Source organism: Rhizobium sp. A22-96, from assembly GCF_053521805.1.
Window position 1 is genome coordinate 468726 of record NZ_JBNWDQ010000006.1, and the last position, 22952, is coordinate 491677.

Below are 22952 nucleotides of genomic sequence, written 5' to 3' on the forward strand. Positions count from 1 at the left end.
GGGCCTCGTTTACGCTGCAAATGTGGATGGAGCGTCTGCCGCCTTCAACAGGGCGGCATCGTCTTCGCCAAGTGGCTCCGGCCGCGCGACCGTGCTTTCGATTACCACGAAATCATTGATCTCCGCCGACTTGATGATGGCAAGCAGGATCTCCAGAACATGGCGTGAAAGCTGGCCGGAGGCTCTTGCCGTGCGGCCATTTTCGGCCGCAGCAAGAAGGTCGGCAAGCCCCAGACCTCGATAGTTGCTGATCGTCGCGCCCGCCGGCTCCTGCCAGTTGAGATTTCCGAAGACCGTGGTTGCGGTGTCGATCCGCTGGCGCCCGCCGGCGTCGATGAGCGTAAGCGCTCCGCCGAAATAGTTGGGGTCGGGAACCATGAGAGAGGCCTTGGTACCATGCAGCTCGATCGGATTACTGTGTCCATGCCCCCAATTGTCGTAGCTCACCGAGAAGTGGATCTGCGCGCCAGAGCGAAACTCGATCAGCGCCTGGCTCGTGGTCGGCGTGGTGACGGGGACCACCGTATTCTTTGCCGGCCCGTCCGCCGTGACATAGCGTTCTTCGTAGAATTTCGTCGCCATGGCGATTACGCGCCGCACGGGACCGAGAAGAGCGACGAGGGCGGTGACGTAATAAGGTCCCATATCGAGGACCGGACCAGCTCCGACCTGGAAATAGGGAAAAGGATTTGGATGCCAGTGCTCCATGCCATGGTTCATGAAGTGCGCGCTTCCGCTCTTCACCTCACCCAGCCGCCCCTCGTCGACCAGGCGTCGTGCCGCCTGATGGGCACCGCCAAGGAAGGTATCGGGCGCGGAACCGATGAGACGCCCGTGTTTTTCGGCAACCTCGAGCAGCCTGTTCGCATCCACCATTGTGAGAGCCAGAGGCTTCTCGGTATAGGCGTGCTTGCCGGCCTTCAGGATCGCCTCGGTAATGGCGGCGTGACTGGCGGGATTGGTCAGGTTGATGACCACCTCGATGTCCTGACGCGCAAGAAGGTCGTCAACGGCGAGAGCCGAGAGGCCATATTGCTGCGCCCTCCTCTGCGCGATCGCCATGTCGACATCGGAGCATGCGACGAGATTGATCGGCTCGAAGACGCTTGAGAGACGCGCATACGCGTCGAATATGTGGCCGCATCCGATGATGCCGACATTCCATTTTTTTCCTGCCATGCCTCGTCCCGCCTGATGTTCATTGGCGCTGCATCCGGATGGATATCGCAGCGAACTGCCGACAAGACCTAGTAGCGGATGCCGATTGCGGCCATGCCGTTTCCGCTTTCCGAGTCCGGCATTTGGGAAATCCACGTCATCCGTAACAACACCGTCGACCGCATGGTTTCGGGGTGATTCAGCCGTCCCGATCGAGGTCGGGACCAAAGCTTCGCCGCGAGTCCGCAGTTTGCGACAATCGGCCTCGCGGGGTCCTCTGGTGCTTTGACAGCCATCCGCTTTTCTGGTGCGTCTTGGGCGTCGAGGCCATGCTGCCGGTCGCGGAGGCACAGCAATCCTGTTCATCACGCCATGCCATGAAGCCCGACGTCTGAGGAGGAACAAAAATGACAAAGATTGGAAAAGGACTTCTGGGAGGCGCGTTGGGACGGCGCGATTTCCTTCAAGCGACGGGCCTTGGGCTTGCCGCTCCGATGCTGATGGGACTGCCGGACTTTGCAAATGCGCAGGAGAAGGTCGAGCTCACCATGTGGGCATGGACACCGGACACCCAAGTCCAGGCCGACATGTTCACCAAGAAATTTCCAAACATAACGGTCAAGGTCGAAAATGTCGGCCAGGGCGCGCCGCATTATGTGAAACTGCGCAATGCTCTGCAGGCGGGAAGCGGCCTGCCTGATCTCGCACAGATGGAATTCAACTCGGTCCTGAGCTTCAGGCAGCTTGGTGCGCTTGCTGATATCGGCGCCGGCGTGAATTCCTCGAAAGACAAATTCATCGATTGGACATGGAAAGCCGTCAGCGACGGCGACAAGGTCTATGGTGTTCCGTGGGACAGCGGCCCCATGGGCGTCCTCTACCGCGGCGACATCTTCGACACGCACAAGATCACCCCGCCCGACACGTGGGATGCCTTCGCGGAATCCGCAATGAAACTGGCAAAGGATGCGCCGGGGACATATCTCACCGATTTCGGCGCCGCCGATCCCGGCTGGGTCGTCGCGCTGCTATGGCAGGCGGGCTGGCGCCCGTTCCATACCGAAGGGACGAATATCCGGATCAAGCTCAACGACGACATCGCCAAGAAATGGGGAGCCTACTGGCAGAAGCTGCTCGATGCGAAGGCCATCGATACCAAGCCGGTCTGGACGACGGAGTGGTTCGCGGGACTGGACAACGGCACCTATGCGACCTGGGTCACCGCCGCCTGGGCGCCGATCCTCATGCAGCAATCGATGAAGAAGAGCTTTGGCAAATGGAAAGCCGCGTCGCTGCCGCAATGGAAGGCCGGCGATAAGATTACGGCAAACCTCGGTGGCTCGACCATCGCGGTGATGACCTCATGCAAGCATCCCAAGGAAGCGGCCATGTTTGCCGCGTTTATGGGAAGCGATCCAGAGGCGGCCCGCCTGTGGAATACCAAGCAGTTCCTGTTCCCTGTTCTCAAGGAACTCATCGATGACAAGGAACTCATGGGCCACAAGTACGATTTCTACGGCGGCCAGGCCGTGAACGAGATCTTTGCGGTGTCCGAAAACCAGGTCGATCCCAGCTTCGAATTCGCTCCGTTCCAGGACTATGTCAACCAGGTGATCCTGGATGAATTCTCGGCGGCGATTGCGGGCAAGGGCACATTGCCGGATGCCTTCGACAGGCTGCAGGACAAGGTCGTGAGCTACGCTCAGGATCAGGGCTTCACGGTTTCCTGATCCCGATGGGGGAGGTGGCCGTCCTCCCGGCCCCTCCCCGCCTTACGACACGATATTTTCAGGAAGTACCCATGCCCGATGCTCATGGAGCGAAGCGGCGCGGCCGGATCTATGTCAGCAAATCCGTCGCCCCCTATCTCTTTGTCTTTCCCTTCATGCTGCTCTTTGCGGCATTCCTTATCGCGCCTCTCGCCTATGCATTCTGGCTCAGCCTCTTCCGGCAAACGCTGGCCGCGGGGAACCGTTTCGTCGGGGCGGAAAACTATTTGCGCGCGCTGGCCGACAAGTCCTTCTGGGAGGGCGTACTTGTGCTCTTCAAGTTTGGAGCGATGCAGATCCCCGTCATGCTGGGGCTGGCGCTTGTCTATGCGCTGATCCTCGATAGCGGCCGCGTCTTTGGCCGTAGCTTCTTTCGCATAAGCTTCTTTATCCCCTATGCGGTGCCTGCGGTGATCGCGGCGCTGCTCTGGGGGTATCTCTATGGCCCATCCTTCGGTCCCTTTGCGCAATTGGCCACGCTTCTAGGGCTTCCCGTTCCGAACTTTCTGTCCGAATCCACGATCCTGCCGTCGATCGCCAACATCGCCGTCTGGGAATACATGGGCTATAACATGATCATCTACTATTCCGCGCTTCAGGCGGTTCCGCAGGATCTCGAAGAGGCCTCGGCCGTGGATGGCGCCAGCGGCCTCAGGCATGCGCTCAGCATCAAGCTGCCGCTGATCATGCCGACGGTCATCGTCACGATCATGTTCTCGATCATCGGCACGCTTCAGCTCTTCACCGAGCCCTATCTGATCCGCACGCTCGCGCCCGGGCTCATCAACAGCCACTACACGCCGAACTACTACGCCTACACCCTCGCCTTCACCAATCAGCAATATAATTATTCGGCTGCGATCTCCTTCGTGCTCGGCGGCATTGTCGCAATCGCCTCCTACAGCTTCATGCTCGTCGCGAACCGGAGAACGGCACGATGACCATTGTTTCAAAGACCGCAAACTCACCTTCGTTCCGGCGCAGCCGGCGGCTGCTGACCGGCTTCCTGGTCCTCTATTTCATCTACACATTCATACCCCTGCTTTACGTGATCGTCTCCTCAACCAAGTCGAATGCCGATCTTTTTGGTACCTTCGGGTTGTGGTTCTCGAGCGACTTCCAGCTGCTTCAGAACCTTCGCGACCTCTTCACCTTTCAGGACGGCATCTTTTCTCGTTGGCTTCTCAACACAGTGGTCTATGCGGGTATTTCCGGAATTGGAGCTGCGTTCTTCGCCACCTTCGCCGGCTATGCCTTTGCGAAATACGAATTCGCCGGCAAGCGCCTGATGTTCGCGCTCGTGCTTGGCGCCGTGATGATCCCGCAAACAGCTTTGGTTATTCCGATCTTCCTGCTGCTGTCGAAGGTGGGCCTGGTCAATACGCCGCTGGCGATGATCCTGCCCTCGCTCGTCTTCCCGCCAGGCGTCTTCCTGATGCGTGTCTATGCGCAGGATGCTCTGTCCAATGAGCTCATCGAGGCAGGCCGCGTCGATGGCGCCGGCGAATTCCATATCTTCTCCAGCATCGCCTTTCGCCTTTTGACACCCGGCTTTGCGACGGTGCTGATCCTGGCGTTCGTCTCGACTTGGAACAACTATTTCCTTCCGCTCGTCATGCTCAGCTCCTCCGAAAACTTCCCGGTCACGGTGGGCCTGTCGCAATGGTACCAGCTCGCAACGGCCGGCAGCGGCGGGTCCGTGCTCTTCTCCGTCGTCATGACGGGAGCCTTGGTGAGCATCCTGCCGGTCATTGCAGCCTTTCTGCTCATGCAGCGCTACTGGCAGGGTGGCCTCGGTTCGGGCGGCGTCAAGGCCTAGCGGCCTTTCAACAATTCGGAGCAGATCCCATGGCAGTCATCGAACTCAAGTCCGTCCGGAAATCATTCGGCGCGGTCAACATCATTCCCGGCGTCGATCTCAAGGTCGAGCATGGAGAATTCGTCGTCTTTGTCGGGCCGTCCGGCAGCGGCAAGTCGACCCTGCTGCGCCTCGTGGCCGGGCTGGAAGAAGCCACAGGCGGGGCCATCCTGATCGATGGCCGCGAGGTGACGGCGCTTGGGCCGGCGGAGCGCGAGCTGGCGATGGTCTTTCAGTCCTACGCGCTCTATCCGCACAAGACCGTTCGCGCCAACATGTCCTTCGGGCTGGAAGTGGCCAAAGTGCCGCGTGAGGAAATCAAGGAGCAGGTCGACAAGGTCGCGGCCCTTCTGCAGCTGACGAACCTGCTGGAAAGGAAACCGCGCGAACTGTCGGGCGGCCAACGCCAGCGGGTGGCGATCGGGCGCGCGATCGTCCGCGAACCCGTAGCCTTCATGTTCGACGAGCCGCTTTCCAACCTCGATGCGGCCCTGCGCATCGAGATGCGACTTGAGATCGCCAAGCTGCATCAGCGCCTTGGCGCGACGATGATCTACGTCACGCACGACCAGACGGAGGCGATGACGCTCGCCGACCGCATCGTCGTGCTCGACAAGGGTATCATTCAGCAGACGGGAAGCCCGCTCGAACTCTACGAACGCCCTGCTAACCTCTTCGTCGCCCAGTTCATAGGCTCTCCGAAAATGAACGTGCTTCCCGCGCAGGTCGCGGGCACATCTCTGCCTGCCATACCGGCCACCGCTGCGCATATCGGCATCCGGCCTGAGGACATATCCCTCTCCGCACCAGGAGAAGGTCATCTCGATGGGCGGATCGATGTTGTCGAGCGGTTGGGATCGGACACTTTTGCCTATGTCGCCCTGGCAGACGGCAGTCTGGTCACTGTCCGCGCACCCCGGGATTCCTCCGCCGCCATGGGTGATCGGATCGGCATGCAGTTCCAGCTGGACCGCATTCACGCCTTCGATCAAAGCGGAATGTCTCTCACCATATGACAGCGTCGAGATGATCTCGGATACCAGTCCAGCATTTGAGACATTCCTGTTGACTCCCATCGTTTTCCGGCGCGTCTTCTTCCTGGCAGTGTCGTAGGAGGAGACGATATGGCTGGTAGGCAACGCAACGGCGTCGACGCCGCAATCGATATCGTCACGGCGCTCGCCCGCCGGGGCGGCAACGGCCCAAGCACGGCCTTGGCGATGGAGCTTGGAATACCTCGCGCCAGCTTTCACCGTATGACCAGGGTGCTCGCCCAGCATGGCATCGTCGTCTGTTCCAGGGGCAAGATCAGTGTCGGGCCGATTGCCCGCAAACTCATTTCCACCCTGTGTGCCGCCGCGCAAGCAGACGACAGAAAACGGGACCACCTTCTGGGTGAGGCCGTTCGTCCCGTCGCCCTCCTCCCTGAAATGCCATCATCGACCCCGCCTGCCCTGTCGAGGCCGGCGATCATGCCAAGGCGCAAGCGTTTCCGCATTGGCTTCTCCAACGGCGCCACCGACAATCCATGGCAGGTCGCCCTGGTCCACAGCATTGAATTTGCTGCATCAAGACTGCAGGACGTGCTGGAATACGTGACGGTCGTCCATGCAAATGGCGATGCGGAAAAGCAGACCGAGGACATCCTCTCTCTGGCCAGGAGCGGTATCGACGGTCTTCTGGTCAGCGCCGTTTCGCCGCGAAAGCTGGCTCCGGTTTCGGCGCATTTGATGCGGCAGGGTGTTCCGGTCGTGTTCGTCGAACGCGGGGGAACGCCGAACCTTTCCTGCGCGAGTTTCGTGACCTCGGACAACACCGCAATAGGAAAACTGACAGCACAGTGGCTGGCCCATACGCTCGATGGCAGCGGCCTGGTGATGATGCTCTTCGGCCATGCCGACCCCGAATTGACCCAGAGCCGGCAGATGGCGGCCATGCAAATCCTGGCGCAATATCCGAACATTCAGACTGTCGTCGCCAACTCCACGAATTTCAACAGGCAGAAGGCCTATAGCACGGCAATGGAGGTGATTGCGCATCACGGAGACCGCATTGCCGGCGTCTGGTGCGACAGCGGCCTGAACTCCGCCGGCTCCATCCAGGCATTTCTCGATGCCGGCTACAGACCAGGCCATATCCCGCCGCATACGGGCGGAGACCTCAATCTTTCCTACAAGCTGGCCGTCGGGGCGAACGTGCCGCTCGCATCGTTCGACTACCCGCCGGCGATGGGGATCCGCGCGTTCGAGATTCTGCTTTCTGCACTGCAGGGCTCATGGATTCCGCAATATCTCGATGTCGCCTCGCCCTTCGTCACCTCGCGGGGGAGCAAGACGAACCCGGCCAAGCCGCATCTCTGGGCAGAACAACGGGTGCGTTGGGACATGCCCGACGATCTCATTCTCGGCTCGGGGCTGGGTGCGGCCTATAATCCGACCGCCTTCCGCGTCAATTATCCGGGAAACCGGCACAACCGTTCTTCGGCTGAGCGTGGGTTGGGCGCATGAGCAAGGAAACCGCCGGGATCGCGGCATTCTCCCGCATTTTCTCATCCGTCGCAGAGGGAGACGTCCAGAACGTCGCCAGCCTGATCGAGAGCCAGGGCATCGTCCGCTCGACGGCCTTCGATGTGGTCAAGCGCATGGAAGCCGCCGGGCTGATTGCAAGGCAGACGGATGGTCGCCTCATCCCGGGTGCGGCGGCAGGCGTGTTCGCCTTTGCAGGCGTGCATCTCGGGCCGCTGTTCGGCCCGGCACAAACCCTTCTCCCCTGGTTGCGCGAAAAGACGAATGCGTCGATCGCGCTGCTCGCATCCGATGGCGCAAGCCTGACAACGCTGTTGAACTACCCGGCCAAATGGGACCGGGGCAAGTCGGTCGGTGCGCCCCTGATCATGCCGATCAAGGCGCACAATGCCGAAGTCGCCCGTCTACGCGTTGCCCTGCCTCCCGGCGCAAGCACCGAAGAGACTGATAAATGCGAGGAACTCGCCGTGGCCACAGCCAGAGAGCTCCAGGCCTATTTACGCGGCTGATCGATGGGCTTGGCGGCGATCAATGAGACCGCCAAGCCTGCGAGCCACGCGGATCGCGATGCATGCCGCCATCCTTCATGATCATGTCGAACTTTGACGGCCCGACCAGCACCGACTGATCGAGCAACGGGTTTCCATCGACAAGCAGGATATCCGCAAGCGCGCCTGCGGTGATGACGCCCAGTTCGCCCTTATGCCCCATCAGATCGCCGCCGACGGCGGTGGCGCATTTCAGCGCTTCCGCCGGCGTATAGCCGAAGAATTTGACGAAATGGCCGATATCCCTGGCGTTCTGCCCCATCGGCGTAATGGTGAAGCCATAGTCGCCTCCGACCACCACACGCATGCCCCGCTTGCGCATCTCATGATAAGTGGCGACGGTGTGCTCGAGCTTCCTCGGCAAGCCCATCCTCTCCACCACATCCTTGGTTAGTCCGACGACATCTCCCTCGAAAACGGAGTTATGCACCAGACCAAAGGCCGGGCCGACGATGACGCGATGTTTGACGCTTTCGAGCATGTCGAGCGCCTCTTCATCGGCAAAATCGCAATGATAGATGCAGTCGACGCCAGCACGCACCGCCCGCTTCACCGACTCCGCCGCGCGGCTATGGCAGGCGACGCGCTTGCCCCAATCATGGGCCGTCTCCACGCCCACCCGCAGCTCTTCTTCCGACAGCGAGACGATCTCTGCTCTCGCGTGCCCGACGAACTCATCGCCCGATACGTTGAACTTGACGTTATCGACATTTTCCCTGCAGCAGAGGCGCACCGCTTTTCTGATCTCATCTGGGCCATCGGCGAGCATACCGAAGCTTTCGGCGTGCATATGGGCCTTGCGCTCGTCGCCGAGACCGCCGGTAACGGTGATCTCCGGTCCGGCGGCGCGGTAGCGCGGACCGGCGAGATATCCGTCCTCGATCTCCTGGCGCACCACCACGTCGATACGCAGCTTCGCCGAAGCCGCTGAATAGCAGGATGTGAAGCCATGATTGAGGATCATGGTGGCGTTTCGGCATGTCTTCAGAAGATGCTCTTCCGGCGGTATCTCGCCGAGGTCCTGGTTGCGCGTCGGGCCGACGAAGGAGAGATGGCAGTGGCCCTCCACCAGACCCGGCATCAGAAACCTTCCATGACCATCAATAACTTCTGCGGCATTCTCGCTGCTGATCTGGTTCGCGCCGCGGGCAACAGTCTTGATCCGGTTGCCTTCGACAAGCACCTCGCCGTCATAGGCCTCATCATTGATGCCATCCCAGACAGTGACGTTTCGAAACAGATACGAGCCCATTTTATCCTCCAAATATGGCCGTCAGCCCTGTGGGCGATCGTTGCCGGAAGGATAGGTGCGGGGTTTCGAACAGGCCACCGCGATTAGGTTCCCCGAGTCGCCCATTTGAGACAGAGGAATTGACCGGAGGCGGTCGCTGCTATGCGATGAACAAACACAAGCTCATCTCAAATGGATGCCAATGTCTGAAATCGACCCTTTCCGCATCCGGGCACATGTTCCGGAGTTCGACCTCATTTCCCAGGGATATCGAGAAACCAGCGACATGGCGCGGGTGCGTTGGTCTGCGATGACTGACGTTGCCTATGGACCTGGCCCACAAGAGCGGCTCGACCTCTTCTTTCCAGATGGGGACAGTAAGAACCGCCCGATCCATATCTTCATCCATGGCGGCTACTGGCGCGCCAACGTGAAGGAGGACTATGCCTTCGTGGCGAACACGATCTGCGCCGCAGGGTCGATCGCCGCCATAATGGAATATGGACGCCTTCCGGCACTCAGGATGGAATCTCTCGTCGACCAGGTTCGCCGTGGCGCTCTCTGGCTCAAGCAGAATGCCGCAAGTTTTGGCGGGGACGCAGACGCCATATCGGCAAGCGGCCACTCGGCCGGCGCGCATCTCGCATTCTATCTCGCCGCGCGCGGACCGTCCGAGACATTGCTGCCGCCGGCGACCGCCACGTCGCTTTTCCTTGTCAGCGGCGTCTACAACCTCCAGCCAATCCCCTTCAGCTTCCTCCAGGCAGAGATTGATCTTCGCGATGATGAGGTATTGGCATGGTCGCCCCTCACCTCCGCACCCGAACCGGGAACGCCGATGACGATTGTCGTTGGAGAGCGGGAGACACCGCCCTTTCGCGAGCAGGCCGCATTGCTTGCTGAGATGGTTTCACCCAAATCGCCGCCACTCTCAATTGCCGGTTCAGACCATATGTCGATCGTCCGCGATATGGGGGATATCGACAGTTCGCTCGGGCAGCTTTTTCTGAGATTTCTTAAAACCGAAACGTCAGCCGCATAAGATTAGCGCCGGAAACGCTCGCGATACTCACTCGGGCCGGTGCCGATGCGCCGAAGAAACGCTTTTCGCATCGTATCGGGATTGGCAAAGCCGCAGCTGGACGCCACCCTTTGCAGCGGCATTTCCGTGTCTTCCAGCAATCTGCGCGCCGAATCGACGCGGGCCATTTCGACGAAATCGGCCGGCGTGGCGCCGGTCTCCTGCAAGAAGACGCGCGAGAAATTGCGGACGCTCATCGCGGTGCGTGACGCAAGCACATCCAGCGTGAGATCAAGCGACAGATGATCGAGGATCCAATGCTGGATCGACTGTATCCGGCCCTCGGTCGCAATCTGCGCGGCAAGATGGACGCTGAATTGCGACTGCCCGCCCGGCCGCTTCAGGAACACGACGAGACGTTTCGCCACCCTCAACGCAAGCTCTCGGCCATAATCGTCCTCGATCAATTTCAGCGCCAAGTCGATCCCCGCCGTCACGCCCGCCGAGGTCCATAGCGGGCCGTCCTCGACGTAGATCTGATCGGGAACAACGTTTACGTCTGGGAAACGCTCGGCAAGGTCGGCGGCATGCTGCCAATGCGTCGTCGCCGTATGTCCGTCCAGCAGCCCAGCCGCCGCGAGGAAGAACGCGCCAGTGCAGACAGAGCCGTGACGGCGCGTCGATGGGATGCGCCGCCTCAGCCATTGGTGCAGGTCGTTGCCTTGATAGGCCTGCTGGTAGTCGGGCGTGCCGGCAATGAGGAGTGTGTCGATCCCGCTATCGTCATCATGGATCGATCCGTCCGTGACCAGGGATATGCCGCCGGCGCGAACTGTCCGCTCGCGTTGCGCAGACAAGGTCCTGATGTGATAATTCGCTTTCTCGGGCGCCTGCCGATTAGCCTCGAGAAACACGTCGAACGGCCCCGAAACGTCGAGGGACTGCGCATTGTCAGGCACCACGATGACAATCGTCCTTGCCTCGACAACCATTCTTTATCCTCCTTGCAGCCCGCATCAGACGTCGGCTCCTCGCCCATACTGGGTTAATCGCAGCCGATGTCCAGACGCAAGCCGAGCTCAGCCGCGCCTCTTTGCGCGCTCGTGGAAGATCGAGCCGATGAAATCGAGGCTGGTGCGGGCCGCCAGAAGCGAGGTGATGCCCGAAGGGTCATAAGGCGGTGAGACTTCGACGAAATCGACGCCGACGACCTCGAAGCGCCGGGCAACCTCGCGCAGCAGATCCTTCGCCTCATAATAGGTGAAACCGCCATGGCTGATGGTTGCCGTGCCGGGCGCGATCGATGGGTCGAAGCTATCGATATCGATCGAGACATAGACGCGTTCGCCATCGGCAATATGGGCAAGCGCCGCAGCGGCGCCGATGTTCCTGAACTTGCGGAGCGACACGACATTCGTGCCATAGGCCTTGGCCGCCTCGTAATCCTTCTTGCTGACCGCAGCCATATTGTGCGGGCCGAGCGTGGTGATGCCCTTCACATGCGCCATCTCCGAGGCCCGGCGCATCGGGCTGCCGTGGCCCCAGGTGATGCCGTTGCGGCCATCGATAAAGTCGAAATGGGCGTCGAGATGGACGATATGGATCGGCTTCTCATTCGAATAGGCGGCAATAGTCGCCATGGTGATCGCGTGATCGCCGCCGAGAATATAGGGCATTGTCTTGGCGTCGAGCAGCGCACGCACCGCCTGTTCCGCATTGGCAAGGCTGCGCCGGGTGTCAGCATAGATGACATCGCTGTCGCCGGCATCGACGACCTTGACCTCGTCGGCCGTCACATAGGTGACCTCATCCTCGAAGTCGAAGACACCGTCCGGTCCGAAGCCGTGGAACATCGACATCTCACGAATGGCGCGCGGCCCGAAGCGCGTGCCGACACGGTAACTGGAGGCGGTGTCGATCGGCACGCCGAGGATGGCAACATCGGCGCCGTCGAGCTTGTCCCAATCGGTACAGGCCGGCTGGCCCGCAAATGTCGCAAGTCCGACAAAGGGAAGATCCATGCGCTCAGGCATGTTGCGGCTATGAAACTGGTCGGTCATGTCAAATCCTTTCCCGAGCAGGCGACGGACGCCCGCACTCGGCAGGTTGGTGCTGTGGGTCTTCAGCAGATTTCGTCGGTAATGCCTTCACGCTCATAGGCGCGGCGGACGGAAGCGAGAGCCGTGAGCTTGTCAAGCAACCTGGCAATCGACGGCCGGCTGCGCGGCGGCTTGGCCATCGGGCGCGCCCAGCGCGAGAGCATGACGAGATAGAAGTCGGCCGCGCTCAATGTGTCACAAAGGAAGAACGGCCCGTTCGTCTTCAGATGCTGTTCGATGACGTCGAGATAGGTGCTTGCGCGCGCTTCCGCTCCCCGCGTCACGATTTCGACAGCGGCCACATCCGTCCCGGCCAGACGATCCGGATACTGCCAGATCATCAGTTCTTCCTGCAGCGAGTTCGTCAGGAAAGTGAGCCACTGATAGAATTTGGCCCGCTCCGCAGTTCCAATCGCCGGGGCCAGACCAGCTTCCGGATGCTGATCGGCAAGATAGAGCACAATCGCAGCGGATTCGAACAAGACAAGATCACCATCCACCAGCGCGGGAATGCGCCCATTCGGATTTATCTTCAGGTATTCCTTGGATTTCTGGGCATCAACTGCTCTGTCGACCAGGAGAAGTTGATACTCTTTCCCGATCTCTTCGAGAATCATATGCGGAGCTGCATTGGCATTCGCAGGGAAATAGTGAAGTTGATACATTGTCTTCTTCCATGATTGGCTTCCTGTTGTCTCAGAATAGGTTCCCATGGAATTGTCTACAACGACGCAGTTCCGTCGATTTCGGCCAAAGGCCCGCCGATCCAGGCCGTTTGCGCTCATCGTTGATGGGCATCACTAAAAAAGGGAGCGGAGCAGAGCCGGATAACTGGGCAGCTCAACATTCGAGCGATTTGCCCAACGTGCGAGGTGCACCGCCGAGTCATTGCTCCGATCAAATCACCTGGAGGAGACGAAAGCTCTCAAGAACCCCGAACAAGCTCAATGCCGTTTGCGCTGGCCCATTGGCCAATAGGTGGCGTCGCCTTAACGGTTTGGAGCGGGTGGTGAGGATTTGTATCGTGTTTCAGGCGGCGATCGAGCCAGCGATTTCACGCCAGATCGAGATGGCGTGAGTGAGAAGCTGGCGATGATCTGCGGCGGACAAGAATTTCCGGTGAAGAAGGAAAAGATTGGCGATCTGGCCATGAGTTGAGACAAAACGCTGACATTGTCGCGCGGACTTGAAGCGCAACATGCGTCGCTCGCGTCGTCGCACGGCAAGATGAGAATTCTCAGCTCGGTTGTTCAATCCTTTGTGCGAGCGATGTTCGACCCCAGGCATCAACTGGGACTTTGCGGCCGAATAGGAACGCAGCTTGTCGGTCACCGTCACGCACGGGGCGGTACCCTGGTCCTTGAGCAGCTTGCGCATCAAACGCAGGGCGGCTGTCTTGTTCCTTCGGCTTTGCAGCAGGGCGTCGAGGACCTAACCATTTGCATCGACGGCGCGCCACAGCCAGTATTTCTTCCTCTTGATCATCACACCATCTCATCGAGATGCCACTTGTCGGAAAAGTGGCCTTGTGAGCGGCGCCGGAGCTGATGAGCAAATTTCAAGCCGAATTTCACCGCCCATTCCGAGACGGTCTGGAATGAGACGTTGATGCCGCGCTCCGCCAACAGATCCTCGATGTCACGGAAGCTGAGCGGGAACCGATAATAGAGCCATACGGCATGGGCGATGATCTCAGCGGGAAACCGGTGGCGTCTGAAGTGGGCAAGTGGGGTTTCGGTCATGAAAGCCCGATACCAAGTCAATTCAAACAGGCGGTTAAGGCGACGCCACCGTCCAATCTGCGATGACGCTGGTTTCCCCGCCAGAGGCGGAGATCAGCTGCGAGGTTGCACCAGCGCCAGCGCGAGGGTCGCTGCGGCGAGCACGGCGGTCAGAGCCAAGGGTCCGGTTGGGCCATAGGTGTCCACGACATAGCCGCCGACAACCGCGCCGATGGTGATGGCGACCTGGAAGGAAACGACCATCAGACTGCCTGCTGCTTCCAGCGCATCTGTCGCCGCGCGGGACAAGTTGGTCGGCAGCACCACAGGTGCCATGCCGAAGGCAAAGCCCCAAAGCGTAGCGAAGCCGAACGCAACGCCGATATGGGCGCCCCAAAGCACCAGAGCGAGCGCCGCAAGTGCCATCAATGCTGACGTGACTGCGAGGGCCATGTGGATATTGGTATCGGCCATGCGACCACCGGCGATGTTGCCGATGACGGCAGCGATGCCGAATCCGAGCAATGCCAGAGCAATCGGGCCAGTCGTCAGGAGCGTCACGTGCTCGAGGAAGGGGCGGACATAGACCGAGCCGGCGAAATGCCCCGTCATCAGCACAAGGATGGCAAGCATACCGAGCTGAATCCCACGACGCCGCGTTAGTCTGAAGACATCGGCAAGACTGTTGCTTGTCGTTGCAGGCAAGGTCGGCAGGCTGAGGAGTTGCAGCAGCATGGCGATCGCAGCCAGTCCCGCAGTAATCGCCATGGCGCTGCGCCAGCCCAACCAGTCACTGATCAACGCACCCATCGACGGCGCAGCGATGGTGGCGAGCGAGACGCCGAGGGTGACGATTGCCATGCCCCGGCCCGTTGCATTGGCGCCCACCAGTCTCGCGACGACTGCAACTGAAAGTGCCCAGAAGGAGCTGATGGCGATACCGAGCCCTGCCCGGGCCAACAATAGCAACCAGAAATCGGTCGCCACCGTTGCCAGGATATTGGAACCGATTGCCAGGGCGCTGAGGGCGACCAGCACCGTCTTGCGATTCAATTTGCCGATAAGAACATTGCTCAACAAGGCGGTCACGGCGCCGACGGAAGCCGTCGCGGTGACGACCTGCCCGGCGGTTCCCTCGCTGATGCCGAGATCGCGCGCCATCGGTGTCAGCAGGCCTGCCGGCAAGAATTCCGCAGACACCAGCGCAAAACTGGTGGCCGCCAGTGAAAGGACGGCGAACCATGTCTTCGCGCTCCACGCGACCGGCGCGATGGCATCAAGGTCTTCCGCCGCGCCATCAAGCTGTATTGTTGTATCCGTCATCGAAGATCTCCAAGATTTGGATATCTTCATAGACCAATCTTACCGGATGAAATGTATCTTAAAATCCGAAATTCATGTCTGTTCGTCCGGAAATTGTGCGACGCACAACACCTGGCGAGACGTTGGTGATGCGTTTGAACGCGCGAGCGAAGGATGCTTCGGATTCATAGCCCAAACGAGCCGCGACCTCGGCGACCGACATGCCGTTTTGGCCCAACAGCTCCCCGGCAAGCTGCATGCGAAGACGCGCGAGATAACGGGCCGGTCCTTCGCCCAGGACAGCGCTGAAGCGCTCGGCGAAAATCGAACGTGATTGACCTGCCAAGCCGGCGAGGCTTTCGAGGGTCCAGTTGTGGCCCGGATCTCGGTGCATGGCTGCAAGGACGCGGCCGATATGGGGATCGCGGATGGCGGCAAGCCAGCCTGTGGTCGAGGCTCCCGTGCAATGGACCCAGCAGCGGATGAGCCGGGCTGTCAGCAGGTCGGCCATTCGCGACAGGATCGTGGCGCTGCCCATCTGCGGCTGCGCGGCTTCCTCGGTCATGGCCGCGAGCAACGGACCTACGATCGGGTCATGGCCGGCCACGTCGCAGCCCTTGATGATGGGAGGCATCAGCGTGATCAGGGGGTTCAGCGCACAGGCTCCCAAAGCCATGGAGCCGCAGAAAAGGGTGCTTGCCGCGCCAGTTCCTTCCCGCACCACTTCGCACACGTTGCTCCCAAGGTTCGTTACCTGGCAACCATCGAGCGAATCCCCCACAACATCAGGCGCGCTCGCCAGCCGATGAGCGGTGCCTTGCGGAAGCAGCACCAGATCGCCCTTGCGCAATTCCTGCCAACCCTCTGCTTCGGTATGGATCCAGCACGGGCCCTGGCTGACAAAGTGAAAGCGAAGAAACGCCTGTTGCGGAAAAGCGATGCTCCAAGGATCCCGGAGTTCGCAGCGACCATAGTTCACGCCGCTCAGCCGAAAGTCTTGCAAGACTTCGCTTAGTGCATCCATCGGAATGTTTTGGTGTGCAGATGCTTCGGATGAACTGATAGGCATTTTGCCAATATATATGCCGAACGTCCGACCAGCAAGGGGAGACAATCGCTTGGCACTGCTCCTGATCCGTTTATTGAGGTCAAGCATTCCACATCAGCCCAACAGAGTATGGCGGGCTGATGTGTTCAAATTCGAATGGAGTAGGGGCCGGACTTGAGCGGTCGAGCACCAAGGTTCCGCTCCGGCTCAATAGCAGATGCCGGAGATGGTCGGTAAAAACCGGCACCTCACAAGGGCCCAGCCCATCAATTTCCGTTTCTACTTGGCCAGAACAATATGTGTGGCCCGCTCAGTCGGAACATGCTCGACTGTCCGATATCCCAGGGCGTGAAGATCAATGCCGCTAAAGAGCGGTTCTCCTTGACCGAGCGCGACGGGAGAAAAGGCAAGGTGAATTTCATCGACGTGGCCGGCCTGAACATATTGCCTCACGGTGTTGGCGCCGCCACCAATCTTGATGTCCTTCGCGCCTGCCGCCTCCCGGGCTTTTTGCAACGCTTCCTCAATGCCACCGGTGACAAAGTGAAATGTCGTCCCACCGAGCATCTCGATTGATGGTCTTGGATAGTGTGTCAGTATGAAAGTCGGTGCGTGATAAGGCGGATTGTCACCCCACCAGCCCTTCCATTGATCATCCGGCCATTCGCCGCGAATGGGCCCGAACATGTTGCGGCCGAGGATGAAGGCACCGAAACCCTCCATTGCGCGATGGCCGAACCGGTCATCAAGGCCGGTTTCTCCGTCGCCTTTTCCGAGCATCTGACGAAACGCCCGCGTCGGGAAAAACCACTGAAAAAGCTCCTCGCCTCGCAGACCAAGCGGGCGCTCCAGACCCTGGTCAATACCCGCAGCGAAACCATCAAGCGAGACACTGAACCCAGAAACCTTTACTTTAGTCATTCGTACCTCCATCCGCACCGACTCCATAAGGGCAGAGATCCGCACCGGCGCATTGCGGTCAACTCTATCCTGCAGGACGATTGGGATTGTCGGGAGCCGACAATTTCCAAAAAATTTTTCGATAGTGCCGAATGAGGCTTGGGAATACCTGCGGCGACGGTACAGAACCCTGATGGCAGGAGAGCTATCAAGGCACTTCGCCGGTTCTTGGCCAGCATGTTATCGTCCCGTACGATCGGTGCCCCGATCAAATTTCGCGGGCGAGCCAACGAACCATATTGGCCATCAGTATGTCATAGCTATCCCAGCGCATGAATTCATCCGACAGCCAGTGAGGACCGATATCTGTCATCCAGGCAAGCGATCGTCCGGCGCCATAGTCGCGTACGGTGAGAAGCGGCAGCTCTCGCCCGCGATTGATGCAATGGATCAGCATCGCCGTTTCGACATTCATCCTTGCAACAACACGGTTCATGCCGAGGACGAAAGGGATTGAAGACTTCAGTCCTGCGAGCACCGGATGGATGGCGTCAACAATCAAAGGGTCAAGTCCCTCAGGCGCCTCCAGCCCGTCCGGATGGGGGCTGATCTCGACAGGCATGCAGTCTTCAACGGCCGTGCCATGGAACATTGCGGAACCATCCATGCCCTGGAAACCTGTGTAGCCCCCGGCCATCATCAAGCCCCCTCCCTGCTCCACCCAGTGGCGGAGCAATTCCAGACGATTGATCGAGCGCTGCCCCGTTCTGGTTTCTGGCGTATAAAGCAGCGACAGCGCACCCACATCCGAGATGACGACAGCGGAGTATTGACCGAGTGCCTCGAGTGACCTTGGGAATTCTGCCTCGCATCGTTCGCCACCGATCTGAACGACATCTATGCCCTGGGCTGCGAGCGCCTCGATATAGCGCGTTGCGCCGTTTAAGTATCGGGACGAGGCGCCAACCTCCATGCCCTTAGAGGCAAACGACGTGACGTGAAAGGTCTCGCCCGCGAGCAATACCGGCTTCATGATAAATCCTTCTATGGAAGAGAGGGCAACGCCTGAGTGGCGTTGCCCGAAGCGTATCAGAATTTGAATTCTTCGATATTCGCCGGCGTCACGATCTTGGCTGGCCCGAGCAGGACTTCGCCCTTTGCTCCGACGTTATACGATCCAAGGCGACCTGCGGTGAATGTTTCGCCTTCCTTGCCGGTGACCTTGCATTGCGCGACGGCCTGAGCCGCATAATAGGTCAGATATCCGAGATCCTTGACGTTCCACCAGATATCCTGGACGGAGCCATCCTGGATGTACTTTTTGATCAACGTCGCAGGTGCAAGGCCGGTGAGCTTGATCTTGCCCAGAAGACCGGCCTGATCCATGGCGCGCGCCGCCGCCGGCAGACCGATGCCGGCCGGGATGATGATACCCTTGAGGTTGGGGAATGCTTGCGCAAGACCAAGTGCCTGCTGCTGGTTGACCTGCTCGCTCTCCTGGCCGTAGGCGACCTGGACGAGCTTCATCTTGGCGTATTTCTTGTCACCTTCCATCTTCTTCTTCATGAAGGCAATCCAGGCGTTCTGGTTTGCAGCGGTCGGCGTGGAGGACAGGATAGCGAAATCGCCCTCATAGTTGATGAGCTGACCCATAGACTCCAGCATCATCTCGGCGAGGCTGTCGCCGGCGGCCTGATTGAGGAACACCGTACGTGCGTTCGTCGCCACATCAGAATCGTAGGAGACGATCTTGACGCCCTGCTTTTCGGCGCGGCGAAGAGCAGGGGCAACGGCATTTGCATCATTGGCTGAGATGGCGATAACGCCGACCTTCTGTGACACCAGATTGTTGATGAAGTCGATCTGCGCTTCGGCGGTTGCCTGCGAAGGCGCCTGCTTGATCGCCTTGCCGCCGATCTCGCCTGCAGCCTCTTCGGCACCGGTCTGCGCGACCTGGAAGTACGGATCCGTGTCGAGCTTGGGCAGGAAGCCGACGGTCACGGGAGCCTTCGCGCAATCCTCCGCGCTTGCCGTTGCAACGCTCGCAATCAGGGTGCTGGCAAGAAGTATCGATGTCAAAATCTTGGATTTCATGTGGTTTCCTCCTCTTAAAATCCGGCTTGAATGAACAGACGAGCCGCCGGAGGCTACTCGTTTGCCTTTGGCTTGAAGTAATAGGTTCTGACGCTGGCAAAGATCCGCTCAGCCGCATTGCTGGCGAGTAGCGAGACAATCAGAAGAAGGCCGATGACGGTCCCCTGCGCATCGCCACCGATCTGCAGCAGGCCTAGCACATTGCGGATGGTGGCAAACAGCAGGAGCGCCCAGAGCACACCCGTCAGCTTGCCCTTGCCTCCGAAAACGCTGATGCCGCCAAGAAGAGCTATGGTGATGACATCAAGCTCGATGCCCAGCGCATTGTTGGCGCGGGCATTGGCAAGACGCGCGGCATAGACCATGCCCGCTGCTGCACAGACGACACCGGAGGTGATGAACAGGCCGAGCACCGTGCGGGCTAGGCGGATGCCTGAATAGCGCGCCGCTTCCGGGCTGCCGCCGATGGCGTAGATCCGGCGTCCGAGCGGCATCTTCTGAAGAGCAATCGCAAACAGCGGCGCCAGCAAGATGAAGGGCACGATCGTCCACGGAACAGGCGTATCGCCCACCGTGTTGATACCGAAATCGAGAAAGCTGTCCGGGAAATCGTTGATCGAGTCCGAGCCGAGCAGGATGTAGCCGATGCCTCGAAAGAGCGCCATCGTACCCAAGGTTACGACAAGCGACGGCAGACCGAGCTTCGTGACCAGAATTCCGTTGAACGCTCCGCAAGCGGCACCCGCAAGCAAGGTCAGCGGAATAGCCAGGTAAAGGGGAAACTCCGCCTGCGTCAGCAAGCCGAAGACGACACTCGTGAGCGCAAGCGTGCTGCCGACCGAAAGGTCAATCTCACGGGCAATGATCAGAAAGACCATCGGCAGGACGATCAGTGCCCGTTCGGAAATCCCGGCCACGGCCTGCGAGATGTTGAATGTCGAAGCGAAGTTCGGCACGGCAAAAATCGCGTAAAGGATGACAAGGATGGTGATGGCGGCAAGGAAATTGTCCCAGTTGCCGATGCGGGCAACGAAGTCCGTCTTGTGCTTCGATGTGTCTGTCATGAATGCGCACCTCCACGGGACGCGCGGCGGGCGACATAGGCGTCGATGCCGATGGCGACAAGAATGACGAGGCCGTAGACGCCCTGCAGCCAAAGCGGATCGACGCGCACCAGTGTCAGGCCGTTATTGATAACCAGCAGCAGCAGAGCACCGGCGGCAACGCCAAGCACCGTCCCCGAACCGCCGCGCACCGCGACACCGCCGACGACGACGGCTGCGATAACGGTGAGTTCGAAGCCATAGGCGACGCGGGCATCGACGGTGGCGTAACGCGACGCCCACAACGCGCCGTCGAAGCCCGCCAGCAGACCTGCCGCCGCAAAGGCCAGCAGGATTCGCGGCCTGGCGGGTATGCCGATCAGCCGGGCACCATCCGGGTTGGAGCCGATCGCAAAAAGTTCGCGGCCAAGCGAGGTGTAGCGGAGGATGTAACCGGCAACCAGCAGCGTGGCGATGGCTATCAGGAGGATCGCCGGGACACCGAGGATATTGGCGCTGGTCATGTCCAGCCAGGATTGCGGAACCTGATCGGCGCTCACTTGCGTGCCGCCAGCCCAAATGCTGTTCAAGCCGCGGAAGACCGACATCGTCCCCAGCGTCACGACGATTGCCGGCACCTTTCCGTAGGTAATGATCAATCCGTTTACCGTGCCTGCGACCAGGCCGATGCCGCAGGCGAGCAGGACGCCGCCGGCCACCCCGATCTCGGGATGGGCATGCAGGGTCGAGGCGGCGCCATAGGCGGCAAGGCCGATGATGGCAGCCACCGACAGATCGATGCTTCGGGTAATCAGCACCAGCATCTGGGCGATGGCAACGATCACCAGCAAACCGGCATCCATGGCCAAGGCGGAAAGGTTCGCGCCGCTCAGCATGCGAATATTCAGGATCGATATGGGTATGATCACCGCAAGCATCGCAGCGACGAGCCCGAATTCTCGGCGCGAGAATATTTGCCTCAGAAGGCTTTGCTGCGACTGAAGCTCGACATGCTCGATGCCCGAATGGACCGGCTTGGCGACGAGGTCGCCATCGACCTTCTGAACGACGGAGTCGGTCGCAGCGCCAATGACCTTTTCCTGCGTTGCCTCGTCGCGCTCGAACCTTCCCGAGATGTGCCCCTCACGCAGGACGATCATCCTGTCGGACATTCCGAGCAATTCGGGCAACTCCGACGAGATGAGGATGATCGCCATGCCTTGGCTGGCAAGATCGGCCATCATTGCATGGACGTCCGCCTTGGCCTGGACATCGATGCCCTGTGTCGGCTCGTCGAGGATGAGGATCCGCGGCTTGGTCGCCAGCCATTTTGACAGGACGACCTTCTGCTGATTGCCGCCCGACAGGGAGCTGACCGGCTGTCCGTAGGAGCTGAAACGAAGACGCAGCCGATCGAGGAACGGCTCGGCAAGCTTGAGCTCTTTCGAGCGCGACATCATCCCGCCGCTGGTTGCCTCGTCGAGAACTGTCAGCGAGGCATTGTTGAGGATCGAGAAATCCATGACCAGGCTTTGGCCGATACGATCCTCCGAGACATAGGCGATACCTTGCTCCATGGCGGCGCTTGCCGACCCGAAGCGGACAGCATTGCCATCGATCGCGATCGTGCCTGACGTGGGTTGATCAATGCCGAAGAGCACCCGCGCGATCTCGGTGCGACCGCTTCCGACGAGGCCGCCAAAGCCGAGGATTTCTCCTGCCCGCAGCTGGAACGAGATATCTTCGAAGGTGCCCTTTCGCGTGAGGTTGTTGACCTCGAGCACGACATTGCCTGGTGTCGCGGTGTGGCGCGGATACAGTCCGTCAAGCGACCGCCCGACCATCATCTGGATGGCACGCTCGCGGGATAGATCCGCCGTCAGTTCCGTGCCGACGAGGCGCCCATCGCGCAGAACGGCAATCCGGTCGGCGACGCGGTAGATTTCATCCATCCGGTGCCCGACGAACATCATGGCGACGCCGCGTTTGCGCAACCCGTCCACCACGCCGAATAGACGCTCGACCTCGCGCTGCGACAGGGCGGCTGTGGGTTCATCCATGATCAGCACGCGGGCATCGAGCGACAGGGCGCGGGCGACTTCCACCAGCTGCTGTTCCGATGTCCGCAACTTGCCAAGAGGCTGGGAAACGTCGGCATCGAGGCCAATAGTCCTCAGAAGCCGCGCGGCCTCTGCCTGCATGGCACTGTAGTCGAGCTTCCACTTCGTGCCGGTCTGTCCGATGAAGAGGTTTTCGGCAATGCTCAGATCGGGAAAGAGCCCCGGATGCTGGTGCATGACGGCAACGCCGGAATGCTGCGCTTCAAGCGGCGACGAAAACCGCTTTTGCTGGCCACCAATGAGGACGGCGCCCGTGTCAGGCCTGTGGACGCCCGCAAGCAGCTTCACACAGGTGCTCTTGCCCGCGCCATTCTCTCCAAGCAGAGCAAGGACTTCCCCCGCCCGAAGCTCGATGGTGACGTCGGACACGGCGACCGTGCCGCCGAATATCTTCGTGACGCCGGCAAGCGATGCAACGACACCATCGCTGTTCGGCAACGAGCTCACAGACGAGAGGGGTGCCGCCTCAAGCATGGTCAACACCGCTGGTATCGCTGCGGGAATGCGGGGCCTGG

At 60.0% G+C, this 22952-nt stretch carries 19 protein-coding genes and 1 pseudogene; 7 read left to right on the forward strand and 13 right to left on the reverse strand.

The features are described 5' to 3' along the window. Window positions 1-9 precede the first annotated feature (9 nt). The gene (locus ACQZ6F_RS26915) at window positions 10-1179 is read right to left on the reverse strand and encodes a Gfo/Idh/MocA family protein (protein ID WP_449094762.1); all 1170 of its coding nucleotides are present in this window, start codon (window positions 1177-1179) and stop codon (window positions 10-12) included. Between the two features lie 386 nt (window positions 1180-1565). Between ACQZ6F_RS26915 and ACQZ6F_RS26920 the strand changes: the two genes are divergently transcribed. The 6 genes from ACQZ6F_RS26920 (at window position 1566) to ACQZ6F_RS26945 (ending at window position 7819) form a co-directional block, all read left to right on the forward strand. Further along, complete coding sequence (locus ACQZ6F_RS26920; RefSeq protein ID WP_449094763.1) at window positions 1566-2888, forward strand: ABC transporter substrate-binding protein; 1323 nt, start codon at window positions 1566-1568, stop codon at window positions 2886-2888. Window positions 2889-2959: 71 nt separating this feature from the next. Next, window positions 2960-3868 (forward strand): carbohydrate ABC transporter permease, encoded by a 909-nt coding sequence (locus ACQZ6F_RS26925; RefSeq protein ID WP_449094764.1) that lies wholly within the window; start codon window positions 2960-2962, stop codon window positions 3866-3868. Continuing rightward, entirely contained in the window at window positions 3865-4746 is an 882-nt protein-coding gene (locus ACQZ6F_RS26930) for a carbohydrate ABC transporter permease (RefSeq protein WP_068394932.1), read from the forward strand. Before ACQZ6F_RS26925 ends, ACQZ6F_RS26930 begins: the two co-directional genes overlap by 4 nt. A 29-nt stretch (window positions 4747-4775) precedes the next feature. Beyond that, entirely contained in the window at window positions 4776-5801 is a 1026-nt protein-coding gene (locus ACQZ6F_RS26935) for an ABC transporter ATP-binding protein (protein ID WP_449094765.1), read from the forward strand. Between the two features lie 108 nt (window positions 5802-5909). Then, on the forward strand, window positions 5910-7292 hold the full coding sequence (locus tag ACQZ6F_RS26940) for a substrate-binding domain-containing protein (protein ID WP_449094766.1): 1383 nt from the start codon (window positions 5910-5912) through the stop codon (window positions 7290-7292). Beyond that, window positions 7289-7819 (forward strand): MarR family transcriptional regulator, encoded by a 531-nt coding sequence (locus tag ACQZ6F_RS26945; RefSeq protein WP_449094767.1) that lies wholly within the window; start codon window positions 7289-7291, stop codon window positions 7817-7819. Before ACQZ6F_RS26940 ends, ACQZ6F_RS26945 begins: the two co-directional genes overlap by 4 nt. Window positions 7820-7838: 19 nt before the next feature. On the opposite strand, the gene ACQZ6F_RS26950 is transcribed toward ACQZ6F_RS26945, so the two are convergent. Continuing rightward, window positions 7839-9110, reverse strand: coding sequence for an amidohydrolase family protein (locus tag ACQZ6F_RS26950; RefSeq protein WP_449094768.1), 1272 nt, complete (start codon window positions 9108-9110; stop codon window positions 7839-7841). 181 nt (window positions 9111-9291) lie between these two features. On the opposite strand from ACQZ6F_RS26950, the gene ACQZ6F_RS26955 reads away from it, so the two are divergent. Next, complete coding sequence (locus tag ACQZ6F_RS26955; protein WP_449094769.1) at window positions 9292-10131, forward strand: alpha/beta hydrolase; 840 nt, start codon at window positions 9292-9294, stop codon at window positions 10129-10131. A 2-nt stretch (window positions 10132-10133) separates the two neighbouring features. Here the strand turns inward: ACQZ6F_RS26955 and ACQZ6F_RS26960 are convergent, their stop codons facing one another. The 11 genes and pseudogenes from ACQZ6F_RS26960 to ACQZ6F_RS27010 form a co-directional block, all read right to left on the reverse strand. Next, window positions 10134-11102, reverse strand: a complete 969-nt coding sequence (locus ACQZ6F_RS26960) for a GlxA family transcriptional regulator (protein ID WP_449094770.1) — start codon at window positions 11100-11102, stop codon at window positions 10134-10136. 87 nt (window positions 11103-11189) lie between these two features. Then, complete coding sequence (locus ACQZ6F_RS26965) at window positions 11190-12170, reverse strand: arginase family protein (protein ID WP_449094771.1); 981 nt, start codon at window positions 12168-12170, stop codon at window positions 11190-11192. Between the two features lie 62 nt (window positions 12171-12232). After that, window positions 12233-12874, reverse strand: coding sequence for a glutathione S-transferase family protein (locus ACQZ6F_RS26970; RefSeq protein ID WP_449094772.1), 642 nt, complete (start codon window positions 12872-12874; stop codon window positions 12233-12235). 364 nt (window positions 12875-13238) lie between these two features. Beyond that, window positions 13239-13951: pseudogene (locus tag ACQZ6F_RS26975) on the reverse strand (IS6 family transposase). Window positions 13952-14044: 93 nt separating this feature from the next. Further along, the gene (locus ACQZ6F_RS26980; protein ID WP_449094773.1) at window positions 14045-15253 is read right to left on the reverse strand and encodes an MFS transporter; all 1209 of its coding nucleotides are present in this window, start codon (window positions 15251-15253) and stop codon (window positions 14045-14047) included. A 58-nt stretch (window positions 15254-15311) separates the two neighbouring features. Next, window positions 15312-16301, reverse strand: coding sequence for an AraC family transcriptional regulator (locus ACQZ6F_RS26985; protein WP_449094808.1), 990 nt, complete (start codon window positions 16299-16301; stop codon window positions 15312-15314). Between the two features lie 258 nt (window positions 16302-16559). Then, window positions 16560-17201, reverse strand: coding sequence for a dihydrofolate reductase family protein (locus tag ACQZ6F_RS26990; RefSeq protein ID WP_449094774.1), 642 nt, complete (start codon window positions 17199-17201; stop codon window positions 16560-16562). A 247-nt stretch (window positions 17202-17448) separates the two neighbouring features. Continuing rightward, window positions 17449-18213 carry a glutamine amidotransferase gene (locus ACQZ6F_RS26995; protein ID WP_449094775.1) on the reverse strand — a complete coding sequence of 255 codons (765 nt, stop codon included), beginning with the start codon at window positions 18211-18213 and terminating at the stop codon, window positions 17449-17451. A gap of 56 nt (window positions 18214-18269) precedes the next feature. After that, a complete protein-coding gene (locus ACQZ6F_RS27000; protein WP_449094776.1) occupies window positions 18270-19274 on the reverse strand; it encodes a rhamnose ABC transporter substrate-binding protein in 1005 nt (334 codons plus the stop codon). A gap of 53 nt (window positions 19275-19327) precedes the next feature. Next, complete coding sequence (locus ACQZ6F_RS27005) at window positions 19328-20338, reverse strand: ABC transporter permease (protein ID WP_077467626.1); 1011 nt, start codon at window positions 20336-20338, stop codon at window positions 19328-19330. Then, a complete protein-coding gene (locus tag ACQZ6F_RS27010) occupies window positions 20335-22911 on the reverse strand; it encodes an ATP-binding cassette domain-containing protein (protein WP_449094809.1) in 2577 nt (858 codons plus the stop codon). The genes ACQZ6F_RS27005 and ACQZ6F_RS27010 overlap by 4 nt, the downstream gene beginning before the upstream one ends. Window positions 22912-22952: the final 41 nt, after the last annotated feature.

Coding starts and splice junctions, on each gene's coding strand:
- ACQZ6F_RS26995 (WP_449094775.1), bottom strand. CDS start 18,213: ATGAAGCCGGTATTGCTCGCGGGCGAGACCTTTCACGTCACGTCGTTT.
- ACQZ6F_RS26965 (WP_449094771.1), bottom strand. CDS start 12,170: ATGACCGACCAGTTTCATAGCCGCAACATGCCTGAGCGCATGGATCTT.
- ACQZ6F_RS26940 (WP_449094766.1), top strand. CDS start 5,910: ATGGCTGGTAGGCAACGCAACGGCGTCGACGCCGCAATCGATATCGTC.
- ACQZ6F_RS26985 (WP_449094808.1), bottom strand. CDS start 16,301: ATGCCTATCAGTTCATCCGAAGCATCTGCACACCAAAACATTCCGATG.
- ACQZ6F_RS26980 (WP_449094773.1), bottom strand. CDS start 15,253: ATGACGGATACAACAATACAGCTTGATGGCGCGGCGGAAGACCTTGAT.
- ACQZ6F_RS27000 (WP_449094776.1), bottom strand. CDS start 19,274: ATGAAATCCAAGATTTTGACATCGATACTTCTTGCCAGCACCCTGATT.
- ACQZ6F_RS26935 (WP_449094765.1), top strand. CDS start 4,776: ATGGCAGTCATCGAACTCAAGTCCGTCCGGAAATCATTCGGCGCGGTC.
- ACQZ6F_RS26915 (WP_449094762.1), bottom strand. CDS start 1,179: ATGGCAGGAAAAAAATGGAATGTCGGCATCATCGGATGCGGCCACATA.
- ACQZ6F_RS26950 (WP_449094768.1), bottom strand. CDS start 9,110: ATGGGCTCGTATCTGTTTCGAAACGTCACTGTCTGGGATGGCATCAAT.
- ACQZ6F_RS26925 (WP_449094764.1), top strand. CDS start 2,960: ATGCCCGATGCTCATGGAGCGAAGCGGCGCGGCCGGATCTATGTCAGC.
- ACQZ6F_RS27005 (WP_077467626.1), bottom strand. CDS start 20,338: ATGACAGACACATCGAAGCACAAGACGGACTTCGTTGCCCGCATCGGC.
- ACQZ6F_RS26990 (WP_449094774.1), bottom strand. CDS start 17,201: ATGACTAAAGTAAAGGTTTCTGGGTTCAGTGTCTCGCTTGATGGTTTC.
- ACQZ6F_RS26955 (WP_449094769.1), top strand. CDS start 9,292: ATGTCTGAAATCGACCCTTTCCGCATCCGGGCACATGTTCCGGAGTTC.
- ACQZ6F_RS27010 (WP_449094809.1), bottom strand. CDS start 22,911: ATGCTTGAGGCGGCACCCCTCTCGTCTGTGAGCTCGTTGCCGAACAGC.
- ACQZ6F_RS26920 (WP_449094763.1), top strand. CDS start 1,566: ATGACAAAGATTGGAAAAGGACTTCTGGGAGGCGCGTTGGGACGGCGC.
- ACQZ6F_RS26970 (WP_449094772.1), bottom strand. CDS start 12,874: ATGTATCAACTTCACTATTTCCCTGCGAATGCCAATGCAGCTCCGCAT.
- ACQZ6F_RS26960 (WP_449094770.1), bottom strand. CDS start 11,102: ATGGTTGTCGAGGCAAGGACGATTGTCATCGTGGTGCCTGACAATGCG.
- ACQZ6F_RS26945 (WP_449094767.1), top strand. CDS start 7,289: ATGAGCAAGGAAACCGCCGGGATCGCGGCATTCTCCCGCATTTTCTCA.
- ACQZ6F_RS26930 (WP_068394932.1), top strand. CDS start 3,865: ATGACCATTGTTTCAAAGACCGCAAACTCACCTTCGTTCCGGCGCAGC.